The sequence below is a fragment of the Arthrobacter sp. BF1 genome (genome assembly GCF_056680215.1).
In genome coordinates this window covers 3,212,167-3,232,463 of record NZ_CM155271.1, presented here as the reverse complement: position 1 = coordinate 3,232,463, position 20,297 = coordinate 3,212,167, and the positions used below count along the sequence as shown (strand labels likewise).

Annotated in this window: 18 protein-coding genes; 14 read left to right on the top strand and 4 right to left on the bottom strand. The window is 67.2% G+C overall.

What is annotated here, in order from left to right:
- Positions 1 to 105: 105 nt before the first annotated feature.
- Genes AC1MCD_RS15170 through AC1MCD_RS15155 form a run of 4 tightly spaced genes read left to right on the top strand, consistent with a single transcriptional unit; the run spans position 106 to position 4,947 of the window.
- The gene (locus AC1MCD_RS15170; protein WP_498673081.1) at positions 106 to 1,527 is read left to right on the top strand and encodes an extracellular solute-binding protein; all 1,422 of its coding nucleotides are present in this window, start codon (positions 106 to 108) and stop codon (positions 1,525 to 1,527) included.
- Entirely contained in the window at positions 1,524 to 2,498 is a 975-nt protein-coding gene (locus AC1MCD_RS15165) for a carbohydrate ABC transporter permease (protein WP_498673080.1), read from the top strand. Before AC1MCD_RS15170 ends, AC1MCD_RS15165 begins: the two co-directional genes overlap by 4 nt.
- Positions 2,499 to 2,506: 8 nt before the next feature.
- The gene (locus AC1MCD_RS15160; RefSeq protein WP_498673079.1) at positions 2,507 to 3,388 is read left to right on the top strand and encodes a carbohydrate ABC transporter permease; all 882 of its coding nucleotides are present in this window, start codon (positions 2,507 to 2,509) and stop codon (positions 3,386 to 3,388) included.
- Between the two features lie 29 nt (positions 3,389 to 3,417).
- A complete protein-coding gene (locus tag AC1MCD_RS15155) occupies positions 3,418 to 4,947 on the top strand; it encodes a glycoside hydrolase family 32 protein (protein WP_498673078.1) in 1,530 nt (509 codons plus the stop codon).
- A gap of 89 nt (positions 4,948 to 5,036) precedes the next feature.
- Here the strand turns inward: AC1MCD_RS15155 and AC1MCD_RS15150 are convergent, their stop codons facing one another.
- The 3 genes from AC1MCD_RS15150 to AC1MCD_RS15140 all read right to left on the bottom strand — a co-directional run bounded on the left by AC1MCD_RS15150 (position 5,037) and on the right by AC1MCD_RS15140 (position 7,151).
- Positions 5,037 to 6,125: a LacI family DNA-binding transcriptional regulator gene (locus tag AC1MCD_RS15150; protein ID WP_498673077.1), complete on the bottom strand. Its 1,089-nt coding sequence runs from the start codon at positions 6,123 to 6,125 to the stop codon at positions 5,037 to 5,039.
- A gap of 166 nt (positions 6,126 to 6,291) precedes the next feature.
- Entirely contained in the window at positions 6,292 to 6,801 is a 510-nt protein-coding gene (locus tag AC1MCD_RS15145) for an SRPBCC family protein (RefSeq protein ID WP_498673076.1), read from the bottom strand.
- A 14-nt stretch (positions 6,802 to 6,815) separates the two neighbouring features.
- Positions 6,816 to 7,151 carry an ArsR/SmtB family transcription factor gene (locus AC1MCD_RS15140; protein WP_498673075.1) on the bottom strand — a complete coding sequence of 112 codons (336 nt, stop codon included), beginning with the start codon at positions 7,149 to 7,151 and terminating at the stop codon, positions 6,816 to 6,818.
- A 92-nt stretch (positions 7,152 to 7,243) separates the two neighbouring features.
- On the opposite strand from AC1MCD_RS15140, the gene AC1MCD_RS15135 reads away from it, so the two are divergent.
- From AC1MCD_RS15135 to AC1MCD_RS15090, 10 genes are all read left to right on the top strand, one after another.
- Entirely contained in the window at positions 7,244 to 8,248 is a 1,005-nt protein-coding gene (locus AC1MCD_RS15135) for an ABC transporter ATP-binding protein (protein ID WP_498673074.1), read from the top strand.
- The gene (locus AC1MCD_RS15130) at positions 8,241 to 9,872 is read left to right on the top strand and encodes an ABC transporter permease (protein ID WP_498673073.1); all 1,632 of its coding nucleotides are present in this window, start codon (positions 8,241 to 8,243) and stop codon (positions 9,870 to 9,872) included. Before AC1MCD_RS15135 ends, AC1MCD_RS15130 begins: the two co-directional genes overlap by 8 nt.
- A complete protein-coding gene (locus AC1MCD_RS15125; protein WP_498673072.1) occupies positions 9,869 to 10,450 on the top strand; it encodes a GbsR/MarR family transcriptional regulator in 582 nt (193 codons plus the stop codon). Before AC1MCD_RS15130 ends, AC1MCD_RS15125 begins: the two co-directional genes overlap by 4 nt.
- Positions 10,447 to 11,463 (top strand): magnesium and cobalt transport protein CorA, encoded by a 1,017-nt coding sequence (locus tag AC1MCD_RS15120; RefSeq protein ID WP_498673071.1) that lies wholly within the window; start codon positions 10,447 to 10,449, stop codon positions 11,461 to 11,463. The genes AC1MCD_RS15125 and AC1MCD_RS15120 overlap by 4 nt, the downstream gene beginning before the upstream one ends.
- A 139-nt stretch (positions 11,464 to 11,602) precedes the next feature.
- Positions 11,603 to 12,535, top strand: coding sequence for a GAF and ANTAR domain-containing protein (locus tag AC1MCD_RS15115; protein ID WP_498673070.1), 933 nt, complete (start codon positions 11,603 to 11,605; stop codon positions 12,533 to 12,535).
- On the top strand, positions 12,532 to 12,945 hold the full coding sequence (locus AC1MCD_RS15110; RefSeq protein ID WP_498673069.1) for an Hpt domain-containing protein: 414 nt from the start codon (positions 12,532 to 12,534) through the stop codon (positions 12,943 to 12,945). The genes AC1MCD_RS15115 and AC1MCD_RS15110 overlap by 4 nt, the downstream gene beginning before the upstream one ends.
- A gap of 79 nt (positions 12,946 to 13,024) precedes the next feature.
- Entirely contained in the window at positions 13,025 to 14,035 is a 1,011-nt protein-coding gene (locus AC1MCD_RS15105; protein WP_498673068.1) for an o-succinylbenzoate synthase, read from the top strand.
- 201 nt (positions 14,036 to 14,236) lie between these two features.
- Positions 14,237 to 16,312 carry a PhoX family protein gene (locus tag AC1MCD_RS15100; RefSeq protein ID WP_498673067.1) on the top strand — a complete coding sequence of 692 codons (2,076 nt, stop codon included), beginning with the start codon at positions 14,237 to 14,239 and terminating at the stop codon, positions 16,310 to 16,312.
- A 153-nt stretch (positions 16,313 to 16,465) separates the two neighbouring features.
- A complete protein-coding gene (gene menD, locus AC1MCD_RS15095; protein WP_498673066.1) occupies positions 16,466 to 18,250 on the top strand; it encodes a 2-succinyl-5-enolpyruvyl-6-hydroxy-3-cyclohexene-1-carboxylic-acid synthase in 1,785 nt (594 codons plus the stop codon).
- Between the two features lie 170 nt (positions 18,251 to 18,420).
- Positions 18,421 to 19,395 (top strand): hypothetical protein, encoded by a 975-nt coding sequence (locus tag AC1MCD_RS15090; RefSeq protein WP_498673065.1) that lies wholly within the window; start codon positions 18,421 to 18,423, stop codon positions 19,393 to 19,395.
- 94 nt (positions 19,396 to 19,489) lie between these two features.
- Here the strand turns inward: AC1MCD_RS15090 and AC1MCD_RS15085 are convergent, their stop codons facing one another.
- Positions 19,490 to 20,293 carry an amino acid ABC transporter ATP-binding protein gene (locus AC1MCD_RS15085; RefSeq protein WP_498673064.1) on the bottom strand — a complete coding sequence of 268 codons (804 nt, stop codon included), beginning with the start codon at positions 20,291 to 20,293 and terminating at the stop codon, positions 19,490 to 19,492.
- Positions 20,294 to 20,297 lie beyond the last annotated feature (4 nt).

Here is a 20,297-nt window from a genome sequence, read left to right as displayed (position 1 = left end):
TCTGCTGCTACCTAGTTGGGCGGAGTGGGGAAGCGCAATGTGACACTTGACACGTGTTAGGCGCGTCCTCTAAGCTTCCTAACACGTGTTAGGAAGGAAATTGACATGACCGGTGCCACAACTGGCCGCCTGCGTGAAATCTCTCGCCGGACCGCCCTGGGTGCCTTGGGAGCAGGAATTTTGGGAGCAACCGTGGCGTCGTGGCCCCGGCTCTCCGGATCCGATATTCCCGGGCGGGGCGACAACAGCCTCAGCATTGCCATCATGGGTACAGCCGCCGATGCCGCTGCCCGCCAGCGCGCCATCGACGCGTTCACCCGACTTCACCCGGACATCCGGGTCAAGGTCCAGGCCATCCAGGCCGTGGACTGGAAAGACTTCTTCACCAAAATCCTCACCATGGTTGCCGCCGGCACCCCGCCGGACGTGGTCTACGTTGCCACCGAAGGCGCGCAGCTCTTCGCGGACAAACTGGCCCATCCGCTGGACGAGTACCTGCGCCGCGACGCCGCGGACATGGCCGAGTTCTTCGACGACGTCCACCCCAGCCTGGTGGAAGCGTTTATGTACAAGGGCAGCCTGTTCCAGCTCCCCATGGACTGGAACGCCGCCAACATGTACTACAACACCACCGCCTTCCAGCAGGCCGGGCTGGAGCGCCCCGCGGACGACTGGACCAACGTGGACTTCCGCAACAATCTCGCCGCGATGCGCAAGGCCCGGCCCACCGACTTCACCCCGTACTACTGGACCAACCGGCTGTTCGGCGGCGTGGTGCCCTGGCTCTACGCCAACGACACCAGCTTCCTGAAAGAGACCCGGTCCACCGGCGGCGACTGGCTCTGGGACTCCTTCTACGCCAAGGATCCCTCCCGCGGGCTGCGCTCCGGCGGCTACCAGTGGCTGGAACCCAACGCCGACGACCCGCGTGTATTCGAGACCTTCGACTACCTCCGCGGCCTGGTCAAGGACGGCCTCGGCGTCCGGCCCGAGGAAGGCGGCGGCAGTTCCCTGGTGGGACTCTTCGCCTCTAACCGGATCGGCACCACGCCGGCCGGCGGCTACTGGGTACAGGGCCTGCACGAGGCCGGCATGAAGGAGAACGACTACGACGTGGCGTTCTTCCCCAAGTGGCGGACCCAGCGGCACCAGTTCGGCACGGCCGGCTACGCCATCATGAAAACCGCCAAGGACAAGGACGCCGCCTGGGAATGGATCAAGTTCAGTGCCAGCCGCGAGGCCATGGAACTGATCTTCCCCAACCCGATCACCACCCCGGCCCGCCGGTCCATGGTCAACGAAGCCCTGTACGCCGGCAAGGGCCCGGCCCACTGGAAGGTCTTCTACGACACCCTGGACAAGTACCCCACCACCGGCCCCATCCCGGCGCCGCCCCAGCAGGCCGCCGTCGAAACGGCCCTGATGAAAAACGTCTCGCTGGCCGTCAGCGGCGATGAGCGCCAGCTCAAGCAGGCCCTCGAATCCATGCAGCGCGATCTTGAACTCGCCCTGAGGAGGCAGTCATGAGCACCACCACCCCTCGCCGGGAGCGGGCGAACCAGCGGGCCAAGCAGGCCGCGAAACCGGCAACACCCGGAACGCAAACCGGACAGACTGCGTCCGGCCGGCACAGCCAGCGCTGGCTTGCCTGGATCTTCCTGGCCCCCACCATCCTGGGCATGGGCCTGTTCACCCTGGTGCCCATCGTGGCGTCGGTGGTCCTGGCGTTCTTCCGCTGGGACATCATCTCGGCCCCCACGTTTGTGGGCTTCGACAACTTCGCCGAAGTGGTCCAGGACCCCACGGTCCGGGTGTCCTTCCTGAACACCATCGTGTTTGTGATCGTGGCGGTGGCCCTCCAGCTCGGCCTGGCCCTGGCGCTCGCCGTGATGGTGCAGGAGAAGATGCCCGCCTGGCTGCGGACCGTTTTCCGCTCGGCTTTTTTCTTCCCGCTGATCCTCTCCGCCGCCTCGGTCTCCATCTTTATGCGGTACCTCTTCAACGAGCAGTTCGGCGTGGTCAACTGGTTCCTTTCCCTTGCCGGCATCCCTGCGGTGCCGTGGCTGACCACCCCCGGCGGGTCCGCCGCCGTCGTGATCCTGGTTTACGTGTGGCAGAACTTCGGATTCTCGTTCCTACTGTTCATCGGCGGACTCGCGTCAATTCCGATGGAAACCTATGAGGCCGCCTCCCTGGACGGCGCCACCGGCTGGCGCAAGCACGCCTACGTCACCCTGCCGCTGCTCAGCCCCACCACCCTGCTGGCATCCGTGATGGCCATCATCAGCGCGCTGCAGGTGTTCGACCAGCCGTACGTCCTAACCCGCGGCGGGCCCGGGGACTCCACCCGGACCGCTGTGATGGTGATCTTCGAATCAGCCTTCCAGCGGCTGGAGTTCGGCCAGGCCTCGGCTATCGGCGTAATCCTCACCCTCATCATCATGGCCATCACGGCCGCGCAGTTCCGGCTCAGCAAACGATTCGTCTTCTACCAGTAAGGCCAGCCATGACTACCACTACAGAGCGTGTCTCCACCCGCACTCCCGCGGTGCCTGGCCGCCAACGGCGGAAGCCGAACTGGAACCTGGTCCTCCGCGTTCTCCTGCTGACCATCGCGGCCGTCCTGACCCTGGGACCGGTGATGTGGACGCTGTCCACCTCGCTGCGGTCGCCGTCGGAATCGTTCAAGCTGCCGCCGTCGTTCTTCCCTTGGAATCCTGACTTCACCTCTTACAGCCAGGTCTTCAAGCAGCTGGATATTGTCCTCCTGGTGCTGAACAGTGCCCTGGTCACCGGGCTCATCGCAGTGGGCCAGATGGTCACCGCGGCGATGGCCGGGTACGCCTTCGCCAACCTGAAGTTCCGTGGCCGCGGCGCCCTGTTCTCGATCGTGCTGGCCACCATGATGGTGCCCGTCCAGGTGACCATCGTGCCCGTGTTTATGCTGATCCGCGGCATGGGCCTTTCGGACACCCTGTTGGCACTGATCCTGCCGGCCATCCCGACGGCGTTCGGGACCTTCCTGATGCGGCAGTATTTCCTGGGTCTGCCCGCCGACCTCGCGGAGGCGGCATCGATCGACGGCGCCTCGCCCTGGCGGACCTTCCGCTCGGTCTACGCTCCGCTGGCCGTTCCGGGCATGGCGATTGTGGGTATCCTCGCCTTCAACTTCCACTGGAATGAATTCTTCCGTCCGCTCATCATGACCATCTCGGAACGGAACTTCACTTTGCCGCTGGGCTTGGTCTCCCTCCAGGGCAACCTCGGCACAGGCAGCATCTCCGTGGTGCTGGCCGGCGTGGTCCTGTCCATGATTCCCGCCCTGGTGGTCTTCATCTTCGGCCAGCGTGCGCTGCAGGACGGCCTCACCGCCGGCAGCGGCAAATAACCTCAAAACTTTCTGAAAGGCTTCCCTCCATGTCATCCCCGGACCTTGCCGCCGACCTTGCTGTCACGGACTTCGCCCGCCTGGCCGCGGCCCACCCGGACCCGGCGTTCCCGCAGTTCCACCCCCGCCCCGCCCAAGGCTGGATCAACGACCCCAACGGCATCAGCCACCTCAACGGCCGGTACCACGTCTTCTTCCAGTACAACCCCGAGTCCGCCCGCCACCACAAGATCGCGTGGGGCCACGTCAGCTCCGCCGACCTGGTGCGCTGGGAGGAACACCCGGTGGCCTTGCGGCCGCAGGACGGCGGGCCGGATGAGTACGGCTGCTGGACCGGTGTGGTGACGGACGACGGCGGTGTCCCCACCGCCGCGTACTCTGGCGTCCGCGGCGATGGCGGCCACTCCCAGGTGGTCATCTCCCGCGGTTCCGTTGACCTTGTCTCGTGGAACCAGGACGGCCACGTCGCCGCCTCCATGCCGTCCGATCCCCAGGTGACGGCGGTCCGTGATCCGTTCATTTTCCGGTTCAACGGCAAGCGCTACGCCATGCAGGGCGCCGGCCTTGCCTCCGGGCACGCAGCCCTGCTGCTGTACACGGTTGAGGACCTCACCGACTGGAAGTACCAGGGCATCTGGCTCACGTCGGAGAACCCCGTGGCTTCCGCCCACACGCCGGCCGAGATCTGGGAGTGCCCGCAGCTGGTGCGCGTGCCGGCCTCCTCCGCTTCCACTTCCGGTGCGGACGCTGCCGCCCAAGACGCGTTTTCCGAGGACGCGTGGGTGATGATGTTTTCGCTCTGGCTGTCCGGCGACCACCACGAGCACGCCAACGGCGTGGGCCACCTGATCGGCACCCTGACCGAGGATCCCACCACCGGCCTGCCCGTCTTCTCCCCGGAGACCGGTGGACAATCGGACCTGGGCCGGGACTTCTATGCGCCGCAGATCGTCCAGCTGCAGGACGGCTCCGCTGCTGCGGGCGCCGCTGATGCTGCCGGCGTCGCTGCGGGTGAACCGAAGGCGCTGCTGTGGGGCTGGGCCAACGAAGGGCCCGGCCGCGACGGCCGCCGCGGCCGCAACCAGGACGAAATCGACGCCGCTGGCTGGGCCGGCGTACTCACCCATCCGCGCCTGCTGTCCGTCGTGGATGGGTCCTTGGCCGTGGCACCCGCGCCGGAAGTCGATGCCTACCGCGGCACGCAACTGGCTTCACAGGCTGCCGGGAGCGTTGAGCTGCCGCCGTATGCCGAAGCTGTGGTGAGCGCCCGGGGCGGCGAGCCGACGGCGCTCGCCGCGGACGCTGTCGTCGAACTTTTGCTGGTGGCGGACGGTTCAGGGGAGGCCGACGGCGGTTCCGCACCCCAAGTGGTGTTCAGCGGAACGCTGGCGGCGGGGGAGGAGCTGCGGGTATTTGTGGACGCGTCGCTCGTGGAGGTGTACCGGAGCGGTTCGGTGGCCACCACGCTGCGGGCCTACCCGGCACCCGGCGAACGGTGGGTGTTACGGCTTCCCGAAGGTTCGGCCGCGGACGTGTGGCAGCTGGAGCAGCCCGCATAACTGACAACGCGGGGTCACATAATGCCCGATTAAAAGCCTCGGAGGGGCATTACGTGACCCCGCGTTGTCCTTGCTGGCAAGGGGCCGGATCAGTTTTGGCCGGCGGGGACTGGACCCGTTGACTCGCGCACTACCAGCCGGCACGGGACGAGCGTCTGGGCGGGCCGTCTGAGCTCAGCGGAGGCGCCGCCGTCGTCGTTCTCCTCGCTCCCGGGTTCCTCGGACAGCTCGGCGAGGAGCCCGGCCATGGCGGCGGCCCCCATTTCCCGCAGCGGGAGGGCCATGGTGGTGAGTGCAGGGACCATGGTGGAGGCGATGCGGAATTCGTCGTCGTAGCCCATGACCGAGACGTCCTGAGGCACTGTCAGGCCCAGCCGGTTCGCCGCGAGCACCACGCCGATGGCCAGGCGGTCGTTCGCGCAGACGATCGCCGTGGGCCTCTCCGGCGCAGCCACGCCTTCCAAAAGCTTCATGGCGCCGTGGAATCCGGTATCGATGTCCCAGCCCACCTGGAGGATCCGGTCCGGGCGCACGGCCACCCCGGCTGCCTCGAGGGCGTCCCGGTGGCCCTGGATCCGGCGCGGCGCTGCGGGGGTGAGGCTGTCGCCGGCGAGGAACGCGATGTCGCGGTGGCCAAGCTCCAGCAGGTGTGTGGCCGCCTCCCGGCCGCCACGGACCTCATCCGGAATTACGGCGGGAACACCGGCCTCGGGCCGGTCATCGAAACAGTTGGCCAGCACCGACGGCACGCGCAGCATGTTGACCGGGACGTGCAGGGGGCGCAGGCCCACGGTGACGTACATCAGCCCGTCCACCTGGCGGTCCAGCAGCGTGGCCACGGCACTTTCGTCCCGCGCCTCGTCCGATTCCGTATCCATCACCACGGTGACAAAGCCCTGGGACCTGGCCACGGCGTCCGCACCGGCGATGATGTTGCCGTCGAACGGGCTGGTGACCACCTGGTCCGAGACGATTCCGATGATCCTCGACCGGCGGTTCCGCAGGCTGACGGCGATGGCATTGGGCGTGTAGTTCAGCGTGGCCGCCGCCTCACGGATCCGGACCTGGCTCTCTTTGGCCACATTCCCGTCGCCGCGGCCGTTCAGGACCAGCGACACCGCACTGCGGGACACCCCGGCGAGTTTGGCGACGTCCAGTGCTGTGGCTTTGCGGTTCATACTGTGCTTCCTCCGGCGTGCGGTATTTCCTGCAGTCTACCTAACGCGTGTGAGGTGCGCGTCCCGGTCGGGCGGGTGCGCCTTCCCCCCAAGTAGGTAGCGCTATCTGTCGCTATGGAGGCTCAAAACGACGGATAGCGCTACTTACTTGGGCCGGGCGGGTGGGTCAGGCGAGCGACGCAGCCAGTTCCTCGATGATCTCGAACTGCTCGCGCACGCCGGCTTCCATGCCGGACCGGGCAATCATGTCCCGGACTTCCCTGGTGCCCGCATCGGTGCGGATCCGCACGATGGTGGCGCCGCCGTCGTCGGAGGGCTCGAAGGTGACGGTGTTGAGCACAGCGCCCTCCGCGCTGTCCGGCGCGGTGCCCGGCAGCTCCATGACTTCCGTGTGGACGATCCGCTCGTTGGGCACTATCTCGCGGTAGATGCCGTGGAAAGCCACCTCGAATTCGCCGTTCGACACCATGACATACCGCCACGCGCCGCCCACCCGGAAGTCCATGTCCGCCACCGTCATCTGGCCGCGCCGGCCGGGCCACCACCTCCTGATGAGCTCCGGCGTGGTCCAGGCCCGGTACACAAGGTGCGGGGGCGCGTTGACGGTGCGGGCGATGAGGATTTCGGTGTCGCTGGGGAACGTGACATCCATGGTGCCGCTGCCTGCCTGTGCCATTGCCGTGCTCCTTCTCAGTGCTCTTCCTGCTTGAGGTCTTCCAGCACGTCATCGAGGAGGTCGAAGCGCTCCTCCCAGAGGTGCCGGTAGCTGGCAACCCAGTCGTGGATGGGTTTGAGTGCCTGCGGATTCAGCCGGTAGACGCGCTGCCGGCCCTCATCACGCACGACGACGGCACCCACCTCGCGCAGCACCCGCAAGTGCCGTGATACGTGCGGCTGCGCCAGGCCCAGGAGGTCAACGAGCTCGCCGACCGGGCGCTCACCGTGGGCGAGGGCGTCCAGGATTTCCCGACGGCGGGGCTCAGCCACCGCGTTGAACGCGTCCGCCGTTGTTGCTGCCCGTGCCATGCCGTCATTGTATATCCATGTGTATATATGTTGAAAGTCCTGACGGGGTTTTGAGTATTCACAAAATTGTGAAACTGAGTAGTGTTCGGACTATGGATACCATCATCCAGACAGTTGACCTGCACAAACACTTCGGCAGCGTCCGGGCCCTCGACGGGCTCACCCTTGAAGTCCACCGCGGCGAGATCCACGGATTCCTCGGTCCCAACGGCGCCGGGAAGTCCACCACCCTTCGCGTCCTGCTGGGACTGGCCAAGGCAACATCCGGGACTGCTACCGTCCTGGGGCTCGACCCCTGGAAACAGGCCGTTCCCCTGCACCGGCGCCTGGCCTACGTCCCCGGCGACGTCCGGCTCTGGCCCAACCTCTCCGGCGGCGAGACCATCGACCTGCTCTCGCGCCTGCGCGCCACCGGGAGGGGCAGCTCAGGGAGCGCAGGGGCGCGCGACGACGCGGCGTACCGGCAGCGCAAGGCGGAGCTCTGCGAGGCTTTCGACTTCGACCCCACGAAGAAAGGCCGCGCCTACTCCAAGGGCAACCGCCAGAAGGTGGCCCTGATCGCCGCCCTGGCCACCGACGCCGAGCTCTACCTCTTCGACGAACCCACCAGCGGGCTGGACCCGCTCATGGAGGCGGTCTTCCGCCGGGAGACGCTCGCCGCCGTCGAACGCGGTGCCACAGTCCTGCTCTCCAGCCACATCCTCTCCGAGGTGGAGGTGCTCTGCCACCGCGTGAGCATCATCCGCGCCGGCAGGATCGTGGACGGCGGCACGCTGGACTCCCTGCGCCACCTGACGCGCACGGAGGTCTCCTTCGCCGCGGACGGACTGGACACGCGGGCCCTGGCGCATCTGGCCGCTGTCCATGACCTGGCCGTCGACGGCGGCAGGGTCAAGTTCGGTACTGATTCGGACCGGATCGCGGAGGTGCTTCCGCTGCTCGGAACCCTTGGCGTGCAGGGCCTGACCATCAAACCGCCGTCGCTTGAGGAGCTGTTCCTGCGGCACTACGGCGACACCACGGTTTCCCCGGGCGGGCAGCCCGCCGAAACGGCGGGCCACCGGCGCCATTTGCTCGGCGCGAGGGGCCGTGGCTGAGGTGGGGGCACTCTGGATCCTGTGGGGCGAACGCCTGCGGCGCGACCGCTGGCAACTGGCCATCTGGGTGCTCGGCATCGGCTCGATGGCGCTGTTCGCGGCCACCGCCATCCTGCAGACCTACGGGGAACAGTCCAGCCGTGCGGAGATCCTCCAGGTGGCCATCGTCACCCCTGCCATTCTGATGCTCCGCGGCCTGCCCCGCGGCGCCGAACAGGGCGCCTTCACGTTCTTCCTGATCTACGCCTTCCTCGCCCTGCTGGCAGGGCTGATGAGCACCTTCCTGGCCGTGCGCCATTCCCGGGCTGAGGAGGAGAGCGGCAGCGCGGAGCTGGTGGCCGCCACCCCGGCCGGCCGGCTGACCCCGGCGGTGGCAACGTTCCTGCACGGCTGTGCCGCAAACGTCCTCGTGGCGCTCGCCGTGTTCGCAGGGTTTGCCGCCAAAGGCCTGGACCCCGCTGGCTCGCTGCTCGCGGGGGCCGCAACGGGCGCCGTCGGCATCGCGTTTGTGGGCGTGGGCCTGCTCCTCGCCCAGCTGATGGGAACCTCCCGCGGGGCCAACGGCTTCTCGTCGGCACTGGTGGTGGGGGCGTATATCGTGCGCGGCATCGGGGACGCCACTGGCACACCGAGTGCCGACGGGACCGTGATGACGGTGGGGCCAGCCAGCTGGTTCTCACCCATCGGCTGGGGCCAGCAGAGCTTCGCCTACACGGGCGACAGATGGTGGCCCCTGCTCCTGCCCCTGGGACTCGCCGTCGTAAGCCTCGGAGCGGCGTGGCTCATCCTGGAGCGGCGGGACAGCGGCGCCAGCGTCTGGGGAGCGTTTCCCGGCCGGGCAGCGGCCCGCCGCGGGCTCAACAGCTCCGGCGCCCTGGCCCTGCGGCTCCAAACCGGTTCCATCATCGGCTGGGGCCTCGGTGGCCTGGCGATCGGACTCCTGGCCGGCTCGCTCGGCAGCGCCATCGCCGCCGCGGACATCGCGGACAGCAACGTCACCGCGGCACTTCGCGCGATGCTCCAGGCCCAGGGCCCGTCCCTGGCCCAGCTCCTGGTCTCTGCCATGTTCTCGATCGCCGGCGTGCTGGCCGCCGCCTGCGGACTGCAGGCTGTCCTCCGGCTGCGCCAGGAGGAGGCGGCAGGCACCGCAGAGCTCCTGCTCGCCGCCCCGGTGGGCCGGATCCGCTGGCTCGCCGGCTACCTGGCGCTGGGCACGGCGTCGGTGGTGCTGGTCATGTTCCTTACGGGGCTGGGCGCCTGGGTGTCCCTCACCGCCGTGCGGGATTCGTCCGTGGCCGCGTCCGATGTCTGGCAGACCGCCGCGGCACAGCTGCCGGCCGCACTGATCTACCTGGCCGTCCCCGCGCTGGTGTTCACTGTGTGGCCGCGCGGCACCATCGGGCTGGGTTGGGCGCTGCTGGCCGCCGGTGTGATCGTGGGCATCTTCGGCGGCATGGTGGGCCTGAACCAGGACGTCCGCAACCTGTCGCCGTTCACCCACACCCCCGTGCCCACCGGTACGACGACGGACTGGAGCGGCGCGTGGGGGATGCTGGCCATCTCTGTGGCCGTCGGCGCTGTGGCCGTGGTTGTGATGCGTCGGCGGGAATCGGGGACGGCATGAGGATGGTGGCCGCGGCGGCTGCGGCGGCCGGCGGGGTTTCAGCCGCCAGGGCGGCCGAGAAGGCGGCCGCAGGGTTCACCGCGGCCGGGTTCCCCAAGATGCCCGCCCGCGCACTGATGGCCCTGGCCTCGTCCGAGGAAGGGCGGCTGACCGCGGCCGAGCTCTCGGAACGGCTCGGCGTGAGCGCAGCCGCCGTATCCGGCGCTGTCCGGTATCTGCAGACCGTCGGCTACGTCCAGCGGGTTTCCAAGCCCGGGAGCCGCCGCAACCTCTACGCGCTGAATGACGACGAGTGGTACATCGCGTCCATTCGGCGAAGCCCGACCTACCAAAGCCTGGCTGTCCTGACGGATGCCACGGCGGAGGCATTGCCGGAAGGATCGGCTGCTCGCTCACGGGTGACCGAAATGGGCCGTTTCTACCGGTTCCTCGCCGAACGGATGCCGGCCATCCTGGACGACTGGGAGCTGGTCCGCGACGGCGGGCACGGCCATGGTGAGTCCGACGTTAAGGCGGATTCAGGCAGCGTCGCTGGCCCCGGCGTCGTCGGCGAAGAAGTTCAGAAGGCGCGGCCGTGACCATCATCGACAACGCGGTGTACGTGAACGGCGTGCGCACCGCGGACCCCGAAGACCTGGACGAGACGTATTTCCTGCTCAGACAGCGCGAGGGAATGGCATGGATCGGGCTCTACCGGCCCGACGCCGATGAACTCCGCTCTGTGGCGGAGGAGTTCGACCTCAGCCATCTGGCCGTTGAAGACGCGCTCGCCGGACACCAGCGCGCCAAACTGGAGCACTACGGCGAAGACCTCTTCCTGGTGCTCCGGCCCGCACGCTATCTGGACGACGTCGAAAAGGTGGACTTCGGCGAAATCCATGTTTTCGTCGGGGCAGACTACGTGGTCACCGTCCGCCACGCGGAGTCCCCGGACCTGGCCAGGGTCCGGCGCCGGATGGAAGGCATGCCCGAATTCCTCGCCCTCGGCCCGGACGCCGTTCTGTACGGCATCCTGGACCAGGTGGTGGACGAATACGAACCGGTCGCGGCCGGGCTGGAGAACGACATCGACGAGATCGAGGATGACCTTTTCGGCGCCGACCCTGACGTCTCACGCCGGATCTACGAACTCTCCCGGCAAGTCATCACGTTCCAGCGTGCCACCAGCCCGCTCGCGGGAATCCTGCAGGCCCTCATGGCGGGCACGCCGGGCCGGGACAAAGAGCCTGAACTTCAGGACCACTACCGGGACGTGCTGGACCACATCATCCGGCTCAACGAACGCGTGGCCGCCTTCCGCGCCCTGCTGCAGAATGCGCTCGCCGTGAACGCCGCCCTCGTGGCCCAGCGGCAGAACGACGAGATGAAGAACCTCACCGAATCCAGCTACCGGCAGAATGAGGAGGTCAAGCGCATTTCCTCGTGGGCGGCCATCCTGTTCGCGCCCACACTGGTGGCTTCGATTTACGGCATGAACTTCCAGGACATGCCCGAGCTTAGCTGGCTGTTCGGCTACCCCTTCGCGCTGGGCCTGATGGTTGTTATGGGCCTGGCACTCTACCTGACCTTTAAACACAACAAGTGGATCTAGCGGGGTGGCCGGTCCGTACCTAGTGTTGCCCCATCGAAAAGTAGAGTACTCACTACTCGTGTGTCATTCCGCCCTGCCGCCTAGCGTTTATTGAGGGTCCTCCGGGACCTTAAGGCTGAGCGGCTATGGGGGTCACGTCATGAGTTTCGAGCTACGCGTCCGCCGTCCGCGGAACCAGGCGGGGGCCGGCGACGGAGCCAGCGGCACAGCGCCGTACCGCGGAAAGTCATCGGCCCCGCGTACCGCAAATTCGCACCCTTCTGCTACGCCGCACGGGGCGAATGCGCGCGGGGCAGACTGGCACGGCGGGCCCGGAAACTCATCACTTTCGGGGCCCGGCGCGGCGAGCGACGGCTGGACGGTGGAGTCAGAAGGGGTCTTACTGGACTTTCGTGCCGGCACTGAAAAGGACTCCCTCGGCCTACTCGCCCGGGCTGCCGCTGCTGCCCTCTCGGAACGGGCCGGAAGTTCGCTGGACTGCGCAATTTCCGTGGTTCGTCCGGGCCAGACGCCCCTGACGGCGGGTACCAGCGAGCCGGCGGCCACTCTTGCTCGGTGGGACCTTGGCAACGGTGACGGACCGGTCTCGCAGGCAACTGGCGGGCGGTTGGCGGTGATCCTCAACGACTTTTCCAGGGATCAGCGGTGGCCCGCGTACTGGGGGCCCCTTCGGGACGCAGGTTACCGGTCGGTGGTGTCAGCGCCGCTTCAGCTCGAATCGGGATGCAAGGCAGCTCTAACCCTCATCACGGACAAAACCGGTGTTTTCGCGCCCGCTGTACTGGCCGACGTCGTGATGTTCAGCAAGCTTGCGGCACGGAGTTATGTCATGGCCTCCGCTGTCCGGGCGGCGGAGGCGGCGGCTACACATTTGCGGACCGCCATGGAGGCCCGGACGTCCATTGATGTCGCGTGCGGGGTGATCATGGGCCAGAACCGCTGCTCGTACGAGGAAGCCTTCGGGATCATCGCCAAGGCCTCCAGCAACCGGAACGTTAAGGTCCGCGCGCTCGCGGAATCCCTCCTTGAGGATCTGCCAGGCGGAGCGCCGTCCACCCACTTCAAGACATGACTCAGGACGACGTCAACGCCCTGCCCCTGTTGGATCCGGCCGCGTTGGACAGGCTGCGCGACGAACTTGATGACGACGAAGGAGTGTGGGGGGTCTTCGTTCGGAATTTCATCGCACAACTGCCGCAGCGCACCGAAAAACTGCGCCTGGCCCTGACCACCGGAGACTTGGCCGGCAGCCTGGACGCGGTCCTCAGCCTGAAAACCTCAAGCCAGATGGTGGGAGCCGAACGCCTCGCGGAACTCGCCATGGGGCTGGAGCGGTCGGTCCGAACCGAGGCCCGGGAAGCGGCACCGGACAACGTGCTGCCCCGGCTGGCAGTGGCCCACCTCAAAACGATTATGAAGTGCGGCCGGCAGACGTCGGACCTTCTGCAGAGGTACCTTGATGCCGCGCCGGGCAGGAAATAGCCGCTCCTGACCTGCGGTTTTCCTCCATCTTAGGGTTTCCGGAACGAACGATGTCGGAGGGCGCTTGTACAGTGAACGCATGCCTTCCTCGGTCCCGTCCACGCTGCCGCCCCTCGAAAAACTGCTGGCTTCCGCTCATGTGGTGAGCCTGCCGATGCGGGTCAAGTTCCGCGGCATCATGGAACGCGAAACCCTCCTGCTGCGGGGCCCCGTTGGCTGGGCGGAGTTCTGCCCGTTCCCCGAGTATGAGGACGCCGAGGCCTCCCGCTGGCTGGCTGCCGCCATCGAAGCCGGTTGGCAGGGTTTCCCCGCGCCGGTCCGGTCGGTCATTCCCGTTAACGCCACCGTCCCTGCTGTCCCCGCGGAGCAGGTGCCCGAGGTCTTGGCCCGCTTTGGCCGGGTAGATGCCGTCAAGATCAAGGTGGCGGAACGCGGGCAGACGCTCGACGACGACGCCGCCCGGGTTGGCGCCGTGCGTACTTTACTGCCGGAAGCAGCCATCCGCGTCGACGCCAACGGCGGCTGGGACGTGCCCGCCGCGGTCGAGGCACTGACCCGGCTCGCCGCCGTCGAACTTGAATACGCGGAGCAGCCGGTGCCCTCCATTGAGGGACTGGCGGAGGTGCGGCGCCGGTTGCGGGACGCCGGAACGCCCGTGCTGATCGCCGCCGACGAAAGCGTACGCAAGGAATCCGACCCGCTGCGCGTGGCGCGGGCCGGCGCTGCCGATCTGCTGGTTGTTAAGGTCGCACCCCTTGGGGGAGTGCGGCGCGCCTTGGACATTGTGGCCCAGGCCGGGCTGCCCGCCGTCGTGAGTTCCGCCCTGGACACGTCCGTGGGAATTCGCGCCGGGCTGGCGTTGGCGGCTTCTTTGCCGGAGTTGCCCTATGCATGCGGGCTGGGGACAGTGTCGCTGTTCGCCTCCGACGTCACCCTGGACCCGCTGGTAGCCGACGACGGCGCCATCCGCCTCCGCGACGTCGCCGCCGACGCCGGGCTGCTGGAGCAGTTTGCCGCGTCCGCGGAACGCAGGGACTGGTGGCTGGACCGCTTGCGCCGAGTCCACGCCACCCTCGCGGCCGCCTCCTGACCCCCCGCCGCCTAGCAACGCTCTCTCACTTAACGCAGATTTTGCAGCAACGCTCTATCACTTAATGTGGGTTCTTTCGGGACGCTCTCGCAGTTTCTGCAGGTCACCGGGGGTTAACCGGAACTTCATCCGGCTGACGACTCCGGGTCGGAACCGGCTGACAGGGTGGGCGGGACCCGATCGTCTTATTGGAGGCAAACCTTGTCTGAAACGACAAACCGCAAGTTCAACCTGCTGCCCATGCTGGGCCACACGAAGGGGAAGCGCAGTGCCGTCACCTGCGCCCTGAAGTGCGACAACGCCTGCGCCGGCGATGTCTGCAACACCAGCTCCAACAGCTACTTCCGCGACATTGCGTCCGCCACCATGTCCCGCCGCGCCGCCCTGGGCTTCGGCGCCGCCGGTGCGCTCGCCGTCGTACTTGGCAGTGCCGTTGCCTCAGCGGAACCGGCAGTTGCCGGGGGTCCCGGGCTGGCACCCGCCGCAAAGGAAGGCTTCAGCAAGTCGAAGCTGAAGTTCACGCCGATTGCATCCGTTGATGCCGCCGTTGACGCCGTCACCGTCCCCGAAGGATTCACCTGGCAGCCCGTGATCCGCTGGGGCGACCCCATCTTCCACGACGCGCCGGACTTTGACCTCAACAACCAGACTGCCAAAGCGCAGGAGAAGCAGTTCGGCTACAACAACGACTACACCGACATCGTGGAGATCCCGGGCACCAAGGGCCGCCGCGCGGTGCTGTTCGCGAACCACGAATACACCAACGAGAGCATCATGTTCCCGGCCACGATGCCCGCCGCCGACGTCCGCGCGGTCGGCCAGGCCGCCCACGGCCTCAGCGTGGTCGAGCTGGAGCGCAAGAACACCACCAAGCCGTGGAGCTACGTCAAGGGCGCGCCCCTGAACCGCCGCTACCTGAACAACACCGTCTACGAACTGACCGGGCCGGTTGCCGGCTCCGCACTGGTTCAGACCAAGGACGACACGAAGGGCCGCTTCATCAAGGGCACCCTCGGCAACTGCTCCGGCGGCACCACTCCCTGGGGCACCATCCTCTCGGGCGAGGAAAACTTCAACGGCTACTTCGTCTCCCCGGGCGTTTCCCCCGAGGACAAGCGCTACGGACTGAGCTCCAAGGCCACAGCCCGTCAGTGGGAAATCGACGAAGACCGCTTTGACACGCGCAAGCCGGGCTACGAGAACGAGGCCAACCGCTTCGGCTACATCGTGGAAATTGACCCGTTCGATCCCACCTCCACACCCAAGAAGCACTCCGCACTGGGCCGCTTCAAGCACGAAGGCGCCAACGTCATCATCGCCGACTCCGGCCATGTTGTTGCCTACTCCGGCGACGACGAGCGCTTCGATTACCTCTACAAGTTCGTCTCCAAGGCCAAGTACCGCGAAGGCGACCGCAAGCACAACATGACGCTGCTCTCCGAGGGCAACCTCTATGTGGCCAAGTTCACCGGCAGCGCCGCGGCCGCTGAGATTGACGGCAAGGGAACAGTTCCTGCCGACGGCGGGTTCGACGGCACGGGCCAGTGGCTGCCGCTGGTGGAAAACGGCCAGTCCTGCGTGCGCGATATGTCCGTGGAGCAGGTTCTGGTCTACACCCGCCTCGCCGCAGACAAGGTGGGCCCCACCAAGATGGACCGCTGCGAGGATGTGGAGCCGAGCCTCCTCACGGGCAAGGTCTACGTGGCCTGCACCAACAACTCCGACCGCGGCAAGGCGGGCAAGGAAGGCGCCACCGAGGTCAACCCGCGCAACGAGAACCGCGACGGCCACATCGTGGAAATCACCGAAACCGGGGACCAGACCTCCACCACCTTTACGTGGAACCTGCTCATGGTCTGTGGCGACCCGGCCCAGGGCGACGTCACCTACTTCTCCGGCTTCCCGGTGGATCAGGTCTCGCCCATCTCCTGCCCGGACAACCTCGCGTTCGACTCCGTGGGCAACCTCTGGATCTCCACCGACGGCGCCCCCTCCGGCATCGGCAAGGCCGACGGCCTCTTCAAGGTCACCCTCGAAGGCGCCGAGCGCGGCAAGGTGGAACAGTTCCTGGCGGTTCCCCGGGACGGCGAAACCTGCGGCCCGATCATTCACGACGAGGAGCGCACCGTGTTCGTCTCCGTGCAGCACCCGGGTGAGGACGGCTCCTTCGATAAGCAGCTCTCCTTCTTCCCGGACTACGTTACTGAAGGTGCGACGCCGGCACGCGGCCAGGTGCGCGCGCCCCGTCCGTCAGTGATCCAGGTGTTCGCCGGCTAGTCTGCGGCCTCCCGCCACGACGCTCTCTCACTTAATGTGGGTTTTTGGCCAACGCTCTATCACCTCCTGTCGCCCCGGCGCCGGGGAGTGATAGAGCGTTCGGCTTTTAAGCGCATTAAGTGAGAGAGCGTCCGGGGGTGGCAGACTGGTTCGGTGACTTCGCTGAATGACCCGGACCCCGCCACCTCTTCGCCGGACGCTGCCGGCTCTTCGCCGGACCAGGCCGCGGAGGCCCCGGCCGGGCCTTCCCTGACGTCGCTCGAGGCGGCGCGGATCGCCGTCGGCGCCCTGCTCGATGGCGGTGTGGAGTATGTGGTGGTCTCGCCGGGATCGCGCTCGGCTCCGATGGCGTATGCGCTGGCTGAGGCTTCCGCGGCGGGCCGGGTGGAGCTGCTGGTCCGGATCGACGAGCGGTCCGCCGGCTTCACGGCATTGGGCCTCGCCCTGTCCACCGGCTCTCCGGCGGCCGTCCTCACCACGTCCGGCACCGCCGTCGGGAATCTCATGCCAGCCGTCATGGAGGCCAACCACGCGGCGGTCCCGTTGGTGGTGCTGTCCGCGGATCGGCCCGAGGAGCTGCTGGGCACGGGCGCCAACCAGACCACGTTCCAGCTGGACCTGTTCGGCGAGCACGTCCGGTTCGCGGCCGATGTTCCCGCCGGCAGCAGCCCGCTCCGCGCGGTGGAAACGGCGCTCGCCGCAGCCACCGGCGCCTTCTCCGAGCTCGCCCCCGGTCCCGTCCAACTGAACCTGGCCTTCCGGGACCCGCTGGTGCCTGAGCCGGGGGAGCAGCTTCCGACGGCCGCTGGCCGGCAGAAATTCCGCATCGCCACCCAGCCGCTCACCATGAACCTGCCGCCGGCCGCTTCTTCGCTCAGCGAACGCCGCACCGTGGTGCTGGCAGGGCACGACGCCGGGCCTGTCGCCGAAGCGTTCGCCCGCGCCCACGGCCTGCCGCTGCTGGCCGAACCGTCCTCCAACGCCCGTTTCGGGCCGAACGCCGTGGGCCCGTACCGGCTGCTGCTATCGCACTTCGGACCGGACGCGGCGCAGCCCATCGAGCGCGTGGTGCTCTTCGGCCGGCCCACGCTCTCCCGGCCGGTTTCGGCCCTTCTTGCCCGGGCTGACGTCCCTTCCGCCCTTTACCAGCCGGTGCCGGTGGCCTGGTACGAGCCCGGCCGGCGTACCGAACTGAAGCTGGAAAGCCTGGCCGACCTTGCAGAGTTCGCGGGCCGCGGCCCGTCCGACTGGCTTGATACCTGGCTGCTCGCCGGGTCCGCCGCGCAGCACGCCCTCGACGGGGTTCTGACTTCAGAACACGCCGCCTTGGGCCCGGCCGTCGGCGCTTTGGTGTGGAGCAATGCCCGCGGCCAGCTGATGCTGGGTTCCTCGAACGGCATCCGCGACGTGGATCTCGCAGGCCTGCCCGCCGCCGAGCCAGCCGCCACCGTCTACGCGAACCGTGGCCTGGCCGGGATCGACGGCACCATCTCCAGCGCCACCGGAATCGCGCTCGGCGGCCGGCAGGAAACCACGCTGCTGCTGGGCGACGTCACGTTCCTGCACGACGCCGGCGGCCTGCTCCTCGGGCCGGGCGAAGCTGTTCCGGACCTGCGGATTGTGGTGCTGAACGACGCCGGCGGCGCTATTTTCGACCTGCTCGAGCACGGCGCGGTGCGCGACGCGGGAGGCTACACGGACGCCGTGGAACGCCTATTCAGCACCCCCCACACGGTGGACTTTGCGGCACTCGCCGCAGCGTACGGCGTCGGGCATTGCGCGGTAACGACGACGGCGGGCCTCGCCGAAGCGCTTGCCGCGCCTATCCAAGGGCGCAGCATCGTGGAGGTCCGAACGGACCGGATTGGCCTGCGGGAACTGCACGCCCGCATTAGGGCCGCCGTTTCCGCCGCGGTGGCCGGCGTCCTCGGCCGCTAGCTGGCGACCAGGCCCTTCGTTTTCGATGCGGATCTTCCCTCGCGCGGGCCATATAACGGGCGCGCCAGGGGACCCGTACTTCGAAATCGAACATGCGCGTCGCCATCAGCTTCTCCACATAGCGGAACCCGAACCTGCCGGTGAGGGCGAGCAGCTGGCATGTTCGGTGTATGACAGACGTTCCGCCGTTGCTCTTGTCCCGCGACCGCATTCAGCACGGCCTCACACCGAATGAACTGGCCAAACGTGTAAAAGCCGGTGCCCTTGTCCGGGTCCGGCAAGGCGTTTACACCGACGGGGCAGCCTGGAAGGGGCTTAAGCCTTGGGAGCAGTACCGGCTGCGCGTCCAGGCAGCAGCGGAAACGTTCGAGAATCCCATCGTGTTTGCCCGTCACTCTGCGGCCAGCGTGTGGGGAATTCCCACCCTTGGCGTGCACCACCAGGTCCAGGCCCTGACAATGAAGAACGACGGCGGCCGGTCGCGTTGCGGAGTTCGCCGCCACTTTGCTGATCCGGCGGGTTTGACTGTCGTGCGGCGGGAGGGCCTGCTCGTCACGGGCCGCACCCGCACCGTCCTGGACTTGGCCGCGTTCACGCCGTTCGCGGAGGCGGCTGCGCCCGTGGACCATGTGCTGAGGCCGGATCGGGCCCGTCAACTGCCTGCTCTTACCAAAGACCAACTGGAGGCAGGCATCGGGTCGAACTATTCGGCCGCGGCGGGGCGCCGGATACGGGCTGCAATCGCCTTCGCGGACCCACTGTCCGGTTCGGCGGGGGAGTCCTACAGTCGTTCGAGGATGCGCGTGGCTGGTTTTGAGGCTCCGGTCCTCCAGCACGCCATTTACGACGCGGAGGGGCTCGTGGGCTACACAGATTTCTACTGGAAGCAGGCCAAAGTGGTTGGCGAATTCGATGGCGTGGAGAAGTACGTCAAGGCCGAGTTCCTTAACGGGCGGACGCCGTCGCAGGCCGTGGTGGAGGAGAAGAAACGCGAGAACCGGATCCGTGCCACCGGGATGAACGTAGTGAGGTGGGACTGGGCCGACCTCATGGAACCCGGCAAGCTGGAACGCATGCTGTCAGCGGCGGGTGTGCCCCGCCGTCGTACGCGTTCCGCGGATTTCGACGCGCAAAATCGTCCGTGACGCACGAATTCCCTGGCGCGGCCGGTATTTCGGTCGCGCCAGGGAATTTGCGCGTCGACACGGAACATGCGCGTCGAGGGCGGCGAAACCCGGCCTACTCCTCGATCTCGATGTGGGTCGGATCAAGGACGCGGCGCAGGAATTCCTTGGTGCGGGCCTGGGTGGGTGCGGAAATGACCTGCTCGGCCACGCCTTCCTCAACCACCACTCCGCCGTCCATGAACACCACACGGTCGGCCACCTCGCGGGCGAAGCCCATCTCGTGCGTGACCACCAGCATGGTCATGCCTTCCTTGGCCAGGTTCCGCATGACCGAAAGGACATCGCCTACGGTCTCGGGGTCCAGCGCGGAGGTTGGCTCGTCGAAGAGCATCAGCTCGGGGCTCATGCTCAGCGCGCGGGCAATCGCCACGCGTTGCTGCTGGCCGCCGGACAGCTGGTCCGGGAAACGGTCGGCCAGGTGTCCCAGGCCCACACGGTCCAGGTTGTGCCGGGCCACCTTGTCGGCCTCTTCCTGGGAGCGCCTCAGGACCTTGGTCTGGGCGATGGTGCAGTTCGCCGTGGCGTTCAGGTGCGGGAACAGGTTGAACTGCTGGAACACCATGCCCACCTTGCGGCGCATCTTGTCGATGTCCACGTCGGGGTCGGTAGCTTCGAAGCCGCCCACATGAATGGCGCCTTCGTTGGGCTGCTCCAGGAGGTTCACGCAGCGCAGCAAGGTGGACTTGCCGGAGCCGGAGGGCCCGATCAGGCACACCACCTCACCCGGTGCCACGTCCAGGCTGATGCCCTTGAGGACTTCGTTGGACCCGTAGGATTTGCGCAGGTCCTTGATGGAAACACCGGCTGCGTGGATGGTGCTGGTGCTGCCGGAGGAGGAATTTACGACGTCGTTCATGGCT